The sequence below is a fragment of the Deinococcus radiotolerans genome (genome assembly GCF_014647435.1).
Lineage (GTDB): Bacteria > Deinococcota > Deinococci > Deinococcales > Deinococcaceae > Deinococcus > Deinococcus radiotolerans.
Map to the genome: position 1 here is coordinate 110,399 of NZ_BMPE01000007.1, position 13,126 is coordinate 123,524.

The 13,126-nt window shown below is 69.6% G+C and carries 16 protein-coding genes; 10 read left to right on the forward strand and 6 right to left on the reverse strand.

Going from position 1 to position 13,126, the window contains the following annotated elements; translation table 11 throughout:
- Nucleotides 1-8 precede the first annotated feature (8 nt).
- Nucleotides 9-1,247 carry an ABC transporter substrate-binding protein gene (locus tag IEY63_RS13110; protein WP_189069456.1) on the reverse strand — a complete coding sequence of 413 codons (1,239 nt, stop codon included), beginning with the start codon at nt 1,245-1,247 and terminating at the stop codon, nt 9-11.
- 187 nt (nt 1,248-1,434) lie between these two features.
- On the opposite strand from IEY63_RS13110, the gene IEY63_RS13115 reads away from it, so the two are divergent.
- The gene (locus IEY63_RS13115) at nt 1,435-3,204 is read left to right on the forward strand and encodes a M3 family oligoendopeptidase (protein ID WP_189069509.1); all 1,770 of its coding nucleotides are present in this window, start codon (nt 1,435-1,437) and stop codon (nt 3,202-3,204) included.
- Nucleotides 3,205-3,270: 66 nt separating this feature from the next.
- On the opposite strand, the gene IEY63_RS13120 is transcribed toward IEY63_RS13115, so the two are convergent.
- The gene (locus tag IEY63_RS13120) at nt 3,271-4,881 is read right to left on the reverse strand and encodes a S49 family peptidase (protein ID WP_189069457.1); all 1,611 of its coding nucleotides are present in this window, start codon (nt 4,879-4,881) and stop codon (nt 3,271-3,273) included.
- A gap of 201 nt (nt 4,882-5,082) precedes the next feature.
- Here IEY63_RS13120 and rbfA point away from each other — a divergent pair, with 201 nt between their 5' ends.
- The 3 genes from rbfA (at nt 5,083) to IEY63_RS13135 (ending at nt 6,278) form a co-directional block, all read left to right on the forward strand.
- Nucleotides 5,083-5,373, forward strand: coding sequence for a 30S ribosome-binding factor RbfA (rbfA, locus tag IEY63_RS13125; protein ID WP_189069458.1), 291 nt, complete (start codon nt 5,083-5,085; stop codon nt 5,371-5,373).
- Nucleotides 5,374-5,438: 65 nt separating this feature from the next.
- Complete coding sequence (locus tag IEY63_RS13130) at nt 5,439-5,789, forward strand: acyl-CoA thioesterase (RefSeq protein ID WP_229784705.1); 351 nt, start codon at nt 5,439-5,441, stop codon at nt 5,787-5,789.
- 12 nt (nt 5,790-5,801) lie between these two features.
- Nucleotides 5,802-6,278, forward strand: a complete 477-nt coding sequence (locus tag IEY63_RS13135; protein ID WP_062157810.1) for an NUDIX domain-containing protein — start codon at nt 5,802-5,804, stop codon at nt 6,276-6,278.
- Nucleotides 6,279-6,338: 60 nt separating this feature from the next.
- Here the strand turns inward: IEY63_RS13135 and IEY63_RS13140 are convergent, their stop codons facing one another.
- On the reverse strand, nt 6,339-6,974 hold the full coding sequence (locus IEY63_RS13140; RefSeq protein ID WP_189069460.1) for a c-type cytochrome: 636 nt from the start codon (nt 6,972-6,974) through the stop codon (nt 6,339-6,341).
- Nucleotides 6,975-7,066: 92 nt separating this feature from the next.
- On the opposite strand from IEY63_RS13140, the gene IEY63_RS13145 reads away from it, so the two are divergent.
- Entirely contained in the window at nt 7,067-7,810 is a 744-nt protein-coding gene (locus IEY63_RS13145) for a helical backbone metal receptor (protein ID WP_189069461.1), read from the forward strand.
- Between the two features lie 54 nt (nt 7,811-7,864).
- Here the strand turns inward: IEY63_RS13145 and IEY63_RS13150 are convergent, their stop codons facing one another.
- Together IEY63_RS13150 and IEY63_RS13155 are read right to left on the reverse strand one after the other, a co-directional pair.
- The gene (locus IEY63_RS13150) at nt 7,865-8,701 is read right to left on the reverse strand and encodes a chlorite dismutase family protein (RefSeq protein WP_189069462.1); all 837 of its coding nucleotides are present in this window, start codon (nt 8,699-8,701) and stop codon (nt 7,865-7,867) included.
- Nucleotides 8,702-8,850: 149 nt separating this feature from the next.
- Nucleotides 8,851-9,426, reverse strand: a complete 576-nt coding sequence (locus IEY63_RS13155; RefSeq protein WP_229784698.1) for a hypothetical protein — start codon at nt 9,424-9,426, stop codon at nt 8,851-8,853.
- 25 nt (nt 9,427-9,451) lie between these two features.
- Here IEY63_RS13155 and IEY63_RS13160 point away from each other — a divergent pair, with 25 nt between their 5' ends.
- Together IEY63_RS13160 and IEY63_RS13165 are read left to right on the forward strand one after the other, a co-directional pair.
- Nucleotides 9,452-9,808 carry a VOC family protein gene (locus IEY63_RS13160; RefSeq protein ID WP_189069463.1) on the forward strand — a complete coding sequence of 119 codons (357 nt, stop codon included), beginning with the start codon at nt 9,452-9,454 and terminating at the stop codon, nt 9,806-9,808.
- Nucleotides 9,809-9,868: 60 nt separating this feature from the next.
- Nucleotides 9,869-10,435 (forward strand): RBBP9/YdeN family alpha/beta hydrolase, encoded by a 567-nt coding sequence (locus tag IEY63_RS13165; RefSeq protein WP_189069464.1) that lies wholly within the window; start codon nt 9,869-9,871, stop codon nt 10,433-10,435.
- 156 nt (nt 10,436-10,591) lie between these two features.
- Here IEY63_RS13165 and trxA read toward each other — a convergent pair whose 3' ends face one another.
- Entirely contained in the window at nt 10,592-10,927 is a 336-nt protein-coding gene (gene trxA, locus IEY63_RS13170; protein WP_189069465.1) for a thioredoxin, read from the reverse strand.
- A gap of 132 nt (nt 10,928-11,059) precedes the next feature.
- Here trxA and IEY63_RS13175 point away from each other — a divergent pair, with 132 nt between their 5' ends.
- The 3 genes from IEY63_RS13175 (at nt 11,060) to plsX (ending at nt 13,126) form a co-directional block, all read left to right on the forward strand.
- Complete coding sequence (locus IEY63_RS13175; RefSeq protein ID WP_189069466.1) at nt 11,060-11,422, forward strand: DUF309 domain-containing protein; 363 nt, start codon at nt 11,060-11,062, stop codon at nt 11,420-11,422.
- A 115-nt stretch (nt 11,423-11,537) separates the two neighbouring features.
- Nucleotides 11,538-12,116, forward strand: a complete 579-nt coding sequence (locus IEY63_RS13180; protein WP_189069467.1) for a LabA-like NYN domain-containing protein — start codon at nt 11,538-11,540, stop codon at nt 12,114-12,116.
- The gene (gene plsX / locus IEY63_RS13185) at nt 12,116-13,126 is read left to right on the forward strand and encodes a phosphate acyltransferase PlsX (protein ID WP_189069468.1); all 1,011 of its coding nucleotides are present in this window, start codon (nt 12,116-12,118) and stop codon (nt 13,124-13,126) included. Before IEY63_RS13180 ends, plsX begins: the two co-directional genes overlap by 1 nt.

Here is a 13,126-nt window from a genome sequence, read left to right on the forward strand (position 1 = left end):
AATCCGAGTCACTTCAGCAGGGGTTCCAGGTCACGCTTCATGTCGTTCAGGGCGGCGTCCACGCTCTTGCTGCCCGCGACGGCGGCCGAGACGTTGTTGCGGATGATCTCGCTGACACGCGGGTAGGCGGGCGTGACGGGACGCGGGCGGGCCTTCGTGACAATCGGGTACAGCGCCTTGAAGTGCGGGTTGGCGGTCAGCACGGCCTTGTCGTTATACAGGCTCTTGCGCACGGGCAGGTAGGCGCCCTTGACGGCCATTTCCTTCTGCACGTCACTGCTGGCCATGAACTGCAGGAGTTTCACAGCCGTCGCCTTGTTGCGGCTGTAGGCGTTCAGGCCCCATTCCCAGCCGCCGGTGCAGGTGGCGGTGGCGTTCTTCCCGAAGGCCGGGAGCGCAGCGACGCCCACGTCGCCCTTGACCTTGGTGGGCTGGGGGCTGTTGCCCTGGAAGTGCGCCCAGGCGTAACTCCAATTCAGGCCGAACAGGACGTTCCCGGCCTGGAACTGCTGGCGGGAGTCGTCGGTTTTCATCTCAGCGCTGGCGGCGGGGGCCAGCTTGGTCTTCACGGCGTTCACGAGGAAGCCCAGGCCCTGTTTCGCGGCGGGGCCCGTGACGTCGCCCACGCTGCCGCCGCCCGTCCAGGTCATCTCCAGGAAGTTGCACACGGTCCCCTCAATGGGCGCGCCCTGGAAGTTGAAGCCCTGGAGGCTCCCGCCCTCGGCCTTCTGGATGCGCGCGGCGGTTGCGGCGAGTTCATCCCAGGTTCTGGGCACCTTGGCCTTGTACTTCTCGAGCAGGTCCTTGCGGTAGTACAGGAACTGCGAGTCAGTAAAGGCGGGCATGGCGTACAGCTTGCCGCTGACGCTGGCGGCAGCGACCGGGCCGGGCAGGAAAGCTTTCAGGTACGTGTCCTTGCTGGGCAGGTACGCGTCGAGCGGTTCAGCCCAGCCGGCGGCTGCGAAGGTGGCGGTGCGGACCACGTCGATCAGGAAGAGGTCGAGGGTGTTGTCCTTGGCGGCCAGCACGGTGGTGAGGTACTGGTTCTGCGCTTCGCTGGTGGCGCCGCCGGTCTCGATCTTGATCCTGACGTTGGGGTTCTGCTTCTCGAAACGGTCGAAGATGGGCTGGAAGATCTCGGGGCGCTGCTGGCTGCCCATGAACACAGTCAGGGTGGTGGCGGCGTGGGCGGCGCTGCCGAGTGCGGCGAGGGCTAGGGTGGCGGTCAGGGTGAGTCGGGTACGCATGGGAACCTCCGGAAAAAGTGGACTTGTTTTATCAACTAATGCTCTGCTGTTCCAGTCGCCCCCGTGACGCTGTACAGACCACGCACGGAAGACCCTGAACGCAGTGCGCGCCTGTGTCCGGTGCGCCAATTGGCCTACCGCCCCGCCAGGGAGTCGCCGTACACTCCGGAACGTGACCACAACCGAGATGCCCCGCTGGCGCACCGACGACCTGTACGCCAGCCTGAACGACCCGCAGCTGGACCGCGACCTCAGCGCGCTGGGCCAGGACGTGCAGGCCCTGGAGGCCCTGTTCGACACGCAGGGCGTCCGCGCCGGATCAGCCGTCACGCCCGCCGCCGTGGACGCCGCCCTGAGCGAACTGAACGCCGTGCTGACCCGCCTGGGGCGCGTGCGCGCGTTCGTGTACGCCCACGTGACCACCGACAGCCGCGACGAGACCGCCCAGGCCCGCATGGCCACCCTGACCACTCTGACCCTGCCGCTGGGCCCGCTCGGCTCGCGCCTGACCGCTTGGCTGGGCGGCCTGGACGACGACGCCCTGAACGCCCTGCTGGAGCAGAGCGCGGCTGCCCGCGCGCACGAACACCGACTGCGCCGCGCCGCTCAACTCGCCCGCCACCAGATGACCCCGCCTGAGGAGGACCTCGCCGCCCGCCTGCACCCGGCCAGCGGCGGCGGCTGGAGCAAACTGCACGGCAACGTGTCCAGCACCCTGTCTGGTGAGTACCGCGGCCAGGCCCTGCCCGTGACGGCCCTGCGCGCCCTGGCCAGCGACGCCGACGCGCAGGTACGCGAGGACGCCTTCAATGCCGAGATCGCCGCCTGGAAGACCCAGGAGACCGTGTTCGCCGCCTGCATGAACGGCGTGAAAGGGGAGGAGGGCACCCTCGCCCAGCGGCGCGGCTTCACAGACGTCGTCGCGCCCAGCCTCCTGAGCAACGGCATCGACCGCGAGACGCTGGACGCCATGCAGGGCGCCGTGATCCGCGCGCTGCCCGACTTCCGCCGGTACTTCCGCGCCAAGGCCCGCCACCTCGGCAAGACACAACTCGACTGGTGGGACCTGTTCGCCCCGGTGGGCCAGAGCGACACCCACTGGGACTACGCCGCCGGGGAGGCGTTCGTGGAACGCCAGTTCCGCGCGTACAGCCCCGCCCTGGGTGACTTCGCCGCCCGCGCGTTCGGTGAGCGCTGGATCGACGCAGGCCCCCGCGACGGCAAACGCAGCGGCGCGTTCTGCATGAAATGGCAGGGTGCCGACAGCCGCATCCTGATGAACCACGATCCCAGCCTCGACTCGGTCAGCACCCTGGCGCACGAACTGGGCCACGCGTACCACAACGTGCAGCTTGGCGGCCTGGACCCCCTCCAACAGGAGACGCCCATGACCCTCGCGGAGACCGCCAGCATCTTCTGCGAGACGATCATCCAGAACGCCGCCCTGGCCACCGCGCAGGGCCAGGAGCGCCTGTACGTTCTGGAAACGCAGCTCATGGGCCACGCGCAGGTCGTCGTGGACATCCACAGCCGCTTCCTGTTCGAGAAGGCCGTCTTCGAACGCCGCGCCGCGGGCGACCTGAACCCCAGCGACTTCAACACCCTGATGGTGCAGGCGCAGCGCGACACGTACGGCGACGCCCTGAACACCCCCCACCCCTACATGTGGGCGGTCAAGCCGCACTACTACGGCCGCAGCTTCTACAACTACCCGTACACCTTCGGGCTGCTGTTCGGCCTGGGCCTCTACGCCCAGTACGAGCAGGCCCGCGCCCAGGGGCAGGAGGCGGACTTCCAGGCCCGCTACGACGCCCTCCTGGCCGCCACCGGGCAGGCCACCCCGCTGGCCCTCGCCGCGCGCTTCGGCATCGACCTGCACGCCCCGGACTTTTGGGAGGGCAGCCTGAACGTCATCCGCCGCCAGATCGACGCCTACGAGGCCACCACGCAGGCGTAAGGAGGGCAGAAGTGGGGCGTCGAGGGGAGACGATCCCGAGCCACGCCCCACTGCCTATGCCCCGCGTCAGCGCACCCTGACGTCCTGATCGAACCACGTCAGCACGCGCTCGCTCCCGAACGGCCACACCGTCACGCGGGCGGCCTGCGCGGCCTCCTGCGCAAATTCCGGGAGGGGACCGTGGTTCTTCGGCGTGACGTTCCACGCGGGCGCGTCACCCGGCAGACCTGCGAGCTCCCGCGCGCGCGCCAGGCCCGTGCGCAGGTCGCCCAGCTCATCCACCAGCCCGCGGTCCAGCGCGTCAGTGGCACTCCAGATGCGGCCGCGGCCCAGCTCGTTCACGCGCTCCTTGCTGAGCCCGCGGCCCTCCGCGACGCGGGTCGTGAAGCGGTCGTACACCTCCAGGATGCCCTTCTCGACGTGCTCGCGCTCGTCTTCGCTATACGGGCGGGCCGCGGAGTACATCAGCGCGCGGTCCCGGCCCACCCGTTCGGGGTTCAGGCCGTGACGGCGGTTGAATTCCGTCAGGACCGGCTTGCCACTGACCACGCCGATGCTGCCGGTCAGGGTGTACGGTGACGCGACGATCGTCTTGGCGTGCGTGGCGACGTAGTACCCGCCGGACGCGGCGTACTCGCCCATCACGACCACGACCGGCTTTTCGCTCGTCGCGACCTCGCGCCAGATCAGGTCGCTGGCCAGGGCGCTGCCACCCCCGCTGTTCACGTACAGCACGATCGCCTTGGTGGACTTGTCCCCCTTGGCGCGGCGCAGCGCCGCCACGACCGTGTCCGACCCGGCCATCGGGCCGCCCAGCAGCGGCAGCGGGATGGGGTTGGTGCGGCTCTTCCCAGTGATGATCGTCCCCACCAGGGGCACCACCGCCACCCGCCCCTCCTTCGCCGCCTTGCCGGGCAGGCTGGGCATCAGCAGGTCCGCTACGGCGGCGAACGGGCGGCTGGCCGGGCCGATCAGCTCGTCCTCGTACGCCACCTTCGTGATCAGTCCCGCCTCCAGAGCCGCCTGGGCGCTCGTCAGGTCTGCCGCGAGCCACCCGGCCGCTACGTCCTGCGGGACGCCGCGTGCCGCCGCGAGATCGCGCATCCACGCGCCCTCCAGGCCCGACAGGTACGCCTGAAGCTGCTCGCGGTTGTGGTCGTCCATCCGCTCCTCGGAAAAGCGCGTCAGGGCCGCCTTGTACTCGCGGATGCGCAGGTTCTCGAACTCGATCCCGCGTTTCTTCAGGAATTCGCCCAGGAACGTGCTCTCCAGCCCGAAGCCGCTGACGTTCACCTCGGCGGACTCCGGCGCGACCAGTTCCCCTGCGCCGCTCGCTGCGATCAGGGACAGCATGTTCAGCTGCGGCAGGTACGCCACCACTCGCTTGTCCTTCTGCAGGTCGGCCAGCAGGCCCCGGACCGCGTGCGCCGTCGCGGGCGCCGCCGTGAACTCCCCGAAGCGCACCAGCACCCCGTGCAGCCACGACGCGCCGCGCAGCTTCTCGACACGCGCCGCCAGGGCCTCCAGCGACTCCGTGCGGCTCAGCAGCCCCGCCACTGGATTCGTCGGCTGACGCTCCGGGTACGGGCCACTCAGGTCCAGCACCACCCACGTGGGGCGGATCACGCCGCCGGGCAGGGCGTCATCACTCTTCAGGAACGGAAGTTTCAGGTTCATGCCCCACGCTACGCGCACCCGCCCTGAGAAGTTCCACGGGCGCCCGCACGCTGACGGGGCTCGTTTCGCGCCGCAACCCGGTCAGGAAGAGGGCTCTGTGGGCCGATTGATCATTTCCTCTGAACTGCTGCTGCGGCGCCCAAGGATGCCGTAGCATGCCGGGATGTCAGTCCCGACCCCCCCTGTCCCCCGGAGTGGCGCGTGAAGCCCGAACAGATCCAGTCGCAGCTGACCCGCGTGATCAGCGACTCCATCGGCGGCCTGCGCGACCCGCGCGTGCCCATGATCGTCACAGTCGAGCGCGTGACCGTCACCGCCGACTACTCCCTGGCCCGCGTGTACGTCAGTGCCATGACCGGCGACATGGAGGACCTGCTGGACGCCCTGCGCGGCGCCCGCGGGTACCTGCAGCGGCAGGTGGCCGATCACGTGAAACTGCGCCGCACGCCCGTGCTGGAATTCCACGATGCCAGCGACCGCCCCCCCCTGTGACCGTTCCTGAGACGGCACCCTGGCCGCCCACCCTCATCCGCGTGCGCTACGCCGAGACGGACGCGATGGGCGTCGTGCACCATGCCACGTACCCCGTGTGGTTCGAGGTGGCCCGCACTGACCTGATGCACCACCTGGGCCTGCCGTACCGTGAAGTGGAGGCGCGCGGGTACTACCTGATGCTCTCGGGCCTGAACGTCGAGTACCGCCGCGCCGCCCGCTACGACGATGAACTCCACATCGTGGCGCGGCTCAGCAGCGTCCGCTCGCGCACCATGACCTTCACGTACGAGGTCCTGCGCGGCGACGAACTGCTCGCCACAGGCGAGACCCGCCACATCGCCACCGACCAGACCTACCGCCCCGCCCGCCTCCCGGACGACGTCCTGAGCCTGCTTCAGGGCCAGCCGCGCTAGACTGCCCGGCACATGAGCCACCTGTCGCGCACCCTGCCGCTCAAACGTGCCGCGCACGTGTACCTCGTCCGGGACGGGCACCTGCTGCTCGTCGAGGAACGCATGGACGACGGCAGCATCTTCTACGGCCTGCCCGGCGGCAAGGCCCTCCCAGGCGAGACCCTCGGCGACGCCGCCGTCCGGCAGGTTCTCGTCGAGACCGGCCTGACCGTCACGGACCTGATGTTCGTCAGCCTGCTTGAAGGCGAACTGCTGACCGGCACCCGCAACGAGTGTTACGCCATCTTCGGGCGCTTCACCGCCACCTTCCACGGCGAGATCGACCCCACCGACCCCGAAGTCGTGGGCGTCAAGTGGGTGCCGTTCGCGCAGGTCGAGTCCCTGGTCCGCTACGGTCCACCCCCGGAAGTCGAGGAACGCAACCCGCTGATCTGGGTCCCCACCCGCGACTTCGTGCAGGGTCAGCCCCGCGCGTACTACCCCATCTAGCAGCCATCTGGCAACGCACGAGGCGGCCCCGGACATCCGCGGGCCGCCTCGTGAAGACCTTCAGTTCAGGGTCTTGATGTACGCCTGCAGGTTCGCGATGTCACTGTCGGTCAGCTGCGCCTCCGTGAAGCGGGGCATCATGGCCTGCAGCTCACGCTCCGGGGTCTTGCCTTCACGCAGGGTGGTCCTGAACTGATCCAGCGTCCAGTCCTTGGGCCCGTTGGCCGCCACGAGGCTGGGCCCGATCTGCCCCTGCCCGTTCGCACCGTGGCACCCCGCGCAGTTTGCCGCGAAGGTCTTCCCGCCCGCAGAGGCGTCCCCCTGGGGCTCAGCCGCCGCTGCCGTCTCTGCGGGCTGCTGCCCGGTGGACCCGGCTGTGTTGGTGTCGGTGGCGCTGCCCTCCGTGGTGCTGTTCTGCACGTCACCGGTGGTGTTGCCCTGGGCCTCGACCGTCGCGCCGTTCACGCCCGCTTGCTCGCCCCCGTCGTTCGCCGCGCGGGTGTTCGCCTGGGTGCCGCCCGCAGGGCCGGAGGACGCCCCATTGGCGCTGGGCGCGGACTCGCCGTTCTGTTCGGGGGCCTTCGTTTCCTCGTGTCCCTTTTCTTCCTTGTGGATGGCCTTGTTGTACCCGACGACGGACCCGCCGATGGTCAGGGCCAGCAGCAGCGCCATAGAAACGACGAACGTGTTCTTCATATACGACCGAGCCTACCATACGGTCAGGGGGGCGTTTGCCCGTGCCAGCGCGCACTTCCATCACGCGTGCAGCGCGGCCTACACTGCCGGGCATGCCCCAAGTGCGCCTCGCCAGTCTGACGTGCAGCAACACCGACATCCTGCACGCCCTGCACGCCACGGACCGGCTGGTGGCCGTGGACAGCCACAGCGACGCGCCCGGCATCGACCACGCCATGCGGCTGGGCCCGGACCTGAACATCGACGTGGACGCCCTGACCCGCGCCCGCCCCGATCTGGTGCTCGCCAGCCTGAGCGTGCCGGGCATGGAGCGCGTCGTGCAGGCCGTGCAGGACGCCGGGTTGAACACCGTGATCCTCGACCCGACCAGCGTGCCGGACACCGCCGCCACCATCCGGCAGGTGGGCGCGCTGCTGGGCCTGCCGGAACGTGGGGCGGCGGTCGCCGACGCGCTGGAGGCCGAACTGGCCGCCCTGCACCGCCCCGTCCGCACCCCAGCGCGCGTGCTGGTCGAGTGGTGGCCGAAACCCATCATCGCCGCCACCCGCGACTCCTGGGTCACGGACCTGCTGAGCAGTCTGGGCGCCGTCAATGCCCTGGCAGCCCGGGAGGGCCGCAGCAGCCCCCTCACGCTGGACGAGGTCCGCGCCGCCCGCCCGGACCTGATCGTGTGCTCGTGGTGCGGCGCGAAGAAACTGCGCCCCGAGGTCATTGAGGCGCGCGGACTGGGCGTGCCCGTCGTCGCCGTGCCCGAGAGCGGCCTGGGTCGCCCCGGCCCCCGCCTGATCGAGGGCGCCCGGCAGATCCGCGCCGCACTGGATGCGCTGGGCCGCTGATGGCAGCAGAAGGGGAGAGGCCACCCAACCTCCCCCCCAGACCAGATCCACGGTTTACGCGAGGTCGTCCAGCGTCTCGTTCAGATCCTTCTTCACGCAGGTGAACATCGGGGTGTCCTGCAATGTGTAGTTGCTCGCCTCGGTGTAGCGCAGGCGGTGGACGAGATCCACGAATTCCTGCGGGTGGTCACTGTCGAAGCTCACCACGAACTCCTGGTCGTCAATGCCGTAGGAGTAGCTGGTGTTGATGCGCACGCCCTTGAACGGCTCGGAGGCGTAGATGTGCTCGTCCATCATGCCCTGGCGGGCGTGGGGGGTCAGGTCATACCACGCGCGGGTCTTGATAAAGGGGTAGATGAACAGGTAGCGGCCCTGGCCGGGCAGGATCTCCAGGCCGTGGCCGCTGCCCTCGACGCGGTTCACGTACTGGCTGCGTTTGTTCATGCTGGTGAACGTGTACGGCTGGGTCAGGTACCCCATCAGGCGGGTGCGGTTCAGGCGCGCCTGGGCGTCCTGGAAGTCGCGGACGTCAAAGGCCATGCGCCAGATCATGAAGTCCACGTCGCCGCGCACGCCGACCAGCGAGTAGCTGCGCTGGATGAGGCCCTTCGCGGCGGGCGCGTCGGCCTGCCACGCGTCGGCGGCGGCCATGAACTCGGCCTTGATCTCCTCGCGCTCGGCGTGCGGCAGGCGGCGGAAGGCCGGGTCAAGCTTGAAGAACGAGTAGTTCATGAACTGCCGGCCCGAGCGGTCGGGTTCACGCTGCGTGACCTGCCCGCTGGGGTCGAGGTCCACCATGCGCTTGCGGGCGGGGCGACCGGCGGGCGCACCAGCAGGGGCTCCGTGGGTGGGTGCGGCGGGCTGGGTGTTCGTGTCGGGCTGTTCGCTCATGGGATCACCGGGGCGCGCGGGGCGCCGAAGTCAGGAAAGGGGGAAGGGGAGGGGGGCCCAGGGTTTGCCGCGCCGGAAGCGCGGGGGTGGGGGCGCACGCGCTGAACTATTTCACCCGCCGCGCGGGGCGCATGACCCCGAACGACCGGTCAGGCAGGCCGCACGCGCGGAACGGGAAACACCATTTGGAAGTCGGGCACCGCGGCGGTCAGTCGCGGCCGCCGCTCCAGCAGGGCCGAGTGGAAGTCCCCGCCGATCACGCTCAGCCGCGCGGGCCGCACCCAGCCGGACGCCGAGACGGTCGTCAAGAGTGACTCCCGGGCCTCCGCTTCCGGCAGGGGCGGCTGCGTCAGCGTCCGCCACGCGGCAGGCACGACCGCGGTCGTCACCGGCAGCGACGGTCCCCAGGCCTGTACGCTCAGGTGCGCCAGCAGCCGCCCGTTCTGCGTGACCCGCACCTGCTCGCGCCCCGGCACGCCCTCCCACGCGAAATCCGCCCGTGATTTGGGAATCGCCCAGTTCCGGCGGCCCCATACCACGCTCTCCTTCGTGCTCACCACGTTTCGCGTCACCTGCGGCTTGTCCCTCAGGGACACCCAAAGCAGCTCGTCGTACGGCCCCACGCCGGACTGCGCGTAGCGCACGAGCATCAGCGCCCCCGCCTCCTGGCCCCCGTACACGGCCACCACTCCCCGACCCTTCAAGTTCCACGGCGCACCAGACACGCCCGGCAGCGTATACCCTGCACGCATGCTCAAGCACGTCTCCTTCCTGACCCGCGACATCGGCGCGACCGTCGCCTTCTACGAGCGCCTCGGGGCGACCACCGAGAAGAACCTCACCACCACCGAGGGGCACCGCCGCGCCGTCCTGCGTCTCGGGAACGGCCTCCTCCAGTTCTTCCAGGTGAGCGGCGAGACCCCCGCCCCGCACCCCCACTGGGCCGAGCACATCGCCCTGCACGTCACCGGCCTGCGCGCCCTGCTCCAGACGCTGCGTGACTCGGGCGTGACCGTCACCCGCGACCTGCAACCCAGTCCCAGCGGCCGGGACATGGCCTTCGTGCAGGACCCCGACGGGCGGCAGGTGGAACTCCTCGAAGCCTGACCCGCACTGGGGGCAGCACATCCGCCGTACTGGCCGCCGCCCGCGCGTTAGCCTGAGCACATGACGCCGACCATCGTGATCGTGCCGGGCCTGGGAGACAGCGGCCCGGAGCACTGGCAGAGCCTCTGGACCAGCAAGTTCGGCGCGGCGCGCGTGCGGCAGGACGACCCGGACCGGCCCACCCCCGAGACGTGGTCGGCCCGCCTTCAGGAGGTCATCGACGCGACGCCCGGCGATCTGGTCCTGATTGGGCACTCGTGTGGCGTGCTGAACATCGTCCACTGGGCGCGCCTGACTGGCGGGCACCCGCGCGTGAAGGGCGCGATGCTCGTCGGCCCCACCGACGCGGACATGACGATCGAGGAGTATCCAGCTGTGCAGGGCATGGCGCCCGTGCCCATGCAGCCCCTGCCGTTCCCGGCACTGGTCGTCGCCAGCGAGAACGACCCCTTCGCCACTTTCGAGCGTGCCCAGGCGTTCGCTGAAGCGTGGGACGCCGAATTCATCTCGGCGGGCGAGGCCGGGCACATCAACGTCGCCAGCGGGCACGGCGACTGGCCCGACGGCGAGGTGCTGCTGGGCGAGGCCCTGCACGCCTGGACACCACCAGATATCGTGCGACTCTGAACCGCCACAGTCGAAGTGGCGGGTGGAGTAGGCGAGGAGACGGGTCCTCAGCGGTCTAGTGCGGCGGTGCCTGTCCCTGCCCACACTCTTCTGCCTGAACCCTGAAACTGGAAGCGCGCCCCGATCATATGACCCGGGCGCGCTGTCCGTTCAGCGTCAGGTGCTGGCGATCTTCTCGTTGCTGTACTTGTCGAGCAGCGCCTCGAAGGCGCGCTTGGGCTGGGCGCCCACAACGCCCTCAACGGGCTGGCCGTCCTTGAAGAGGATCAGGGTGGGAATGCTCATGACGCGGTACTGACCCTGCGTGACGGGGTTCTCGTCCACGTTCAGTTTCGCGATCTTGACCTTGCCCTCGTACTGCCCGGCGAGTTCCTCGATCACCGGCGCGATGATGCGGCAGGGGCCGCACCAGGGGGCCCAGAAGTCCACCAGGGTCAGGCCCTCGCTGATCTCGTTGTTAAAGTTGCTGTCCGTGAGTTCCACAGGCTTCATGCCCCGACTATACCCCTGGGGGGCAGGGCGGAGATATGCCAGGAGGGGGTGTTCCCTCACCGGTTGTTTAACCGTGGTGAGGTGCGTCGCAGTTGGCGGTCCCGCGGCCGGGAACGCGCTAGCCTGCCGGGCATGACGGTCACGGATTCCGGCGACTTCCGGCGCGGCGCGGCGCTGTTCGCGCGGGGCGAGTGGTGGGAGGCGCACGAGGCCTGGGAGCGCCCCTGGATGACCGCGCGCGGGGACGACCGGGCGTTCCTGCAGGCGCTGATTCTGCTCGCGGCCGCGCTGCATAAGCGCTGGGCGCACGGCAGCCTGACGCACCGGAACTACGACAAGGCCCTGCGGTACCTGGACACGCTGCCCGCCGAGTACGGGGGGGTGGCGCTCGCGCAGCTGCGCGCCGACGTCTGGGACGCCCTGCAGGGCTCCACGCGACCGGAGGCTGGGCGGCCCGCACTGCATGGCCCATCGGGTGGGCCGTTTCCCGCGTGACAGTCCGTCAGGTATCCTGACCCGCGAACGCTCAGGTCACGCCCCACAGTGGGCCGCGCCGGGCGTCCGCCGGAGCCGCCCCATGGCAGGCCCCCGGCCCCAGGAGACAGGACAGATGGAACGTATTGCACTCTTTATTGACGGCGCCAACGTGTACGCAGCAGCGAAACGACTCGGGTGGAACTTCGACCACCGCAAGATCCTGGAGCACTTCTCCGCTCCGGGCCGCCTGTACAACGCCTTCTACTACACGGCCGTCCCCACCCCCATTGACGACAAGCAGAAGCGCTTCACGGACGCCCTGACCTACATGGGTTACACGGTCCGCACCCGCCCCCTGCGCGAGGCGACGGACGACAGCGGCGACACGTACCGGCGCGCCAGCCTCGACATCGAGATCGTCACGGACCTGCTGACCACCAGTGACCAGTACGACACAGCGGTGCTGCTGACCGGCGACGGGGACTTCGAGCGGCCGGTCGAGGTGCTGCGCGCGCGCGGCAAGCGCGTCGTGGTGGCCAGCATCGCGGAGATGACCAGCTACGAGCTGCGCAACGCTGCCGACCAGTACGTGGACTTCAAGGACATCCGCGAGCACGTCGAGCGCCCCGGCTACCGCCTGCCCAGCGAGCAGCGCGGCCTGGAAACCCGGCCCTTTTACACGTCCGCCGCCCTGGACGGCGACGACCGCTGATGAGTCTGCCGGTCGCACTGGACGCGATGGGCGGCGATCACGGCGCCCCACCTAACGTGGAGGGCGCATTGGCCGCGGCCCGCGCGGGGGTGTCCGTGATTCTCGTGGGGGACCGCGTGAAACTCCACGCGGAACTCGGCCGGCACGCGGGGAGCGCCAGCCTGCCCGTCGAGGTGGTCGAGGCGACCGACGTGATCGGCATGGACGAGCACGCCAGTGACGTCCGCAGCCGCACGCAGGCGAGCATCAACGTCGCCTCGCGCCTCGTGAAGGAGGGCCGCGCGTCCGCGGTGGTCAGCATGGGCCACAGCGGCGCGACCATGGCGTCCGCCCTGCTGACGCTGGGCCGCATCAGGGGCGTCGAGCGGCCCGCGATCCTCACGCATCTGCCTGCCAAGGGAGGCTTCACCACCCTGCTGGACGCCGGGGCAAACGCGGACGTGAAGGCCACGTACTACGCGCAGTGGGCGCGGCTGGCCAGCGTGTACCTGAAAGTCGTCGAGGACCGCGAGAACCCCACCGTGGGGCTGCTCTCCATCGGCGAGGAGGACCACAAGGGCAGCGCGCTGGTGCTTGAAGCGCACGGGCTGCTGCGCGCCCTGCACGGCCGGGGCGTGAACTTCCACGGGAACGTGGAGGGCCGCGACATCTTCCGCAACACCACCGACATCGTCGTCACGGACGGCTTCACCGGAAACGTCGTCCTGAAGCTCGCCGAGGGTGAGGCGAAGGTGCTGTTCGGCTGGGTCAAGGAGGCCCTCCAGAGTGGCCTCAAGAGCAAGATCGGTGGCCTGCTCGTGCGCGGCTCGCTGCGCGGCCTGGCCGAGCGGATGGACCCCAGCACGTACGGCGCGAGCCTGCTGATCGGCGTGAAGGGCCTGGCGTTCATTGGGCACGGCAGCGCCGACGCGCGCGCCGTGAAGAACGCCCTGTTGCGCGCCGCCCGCGCGCACGAGGCGAACCTGATTCCCCGCCTGGAGGCGGCCTTCACGGAACAGTCCTCCGGCTGA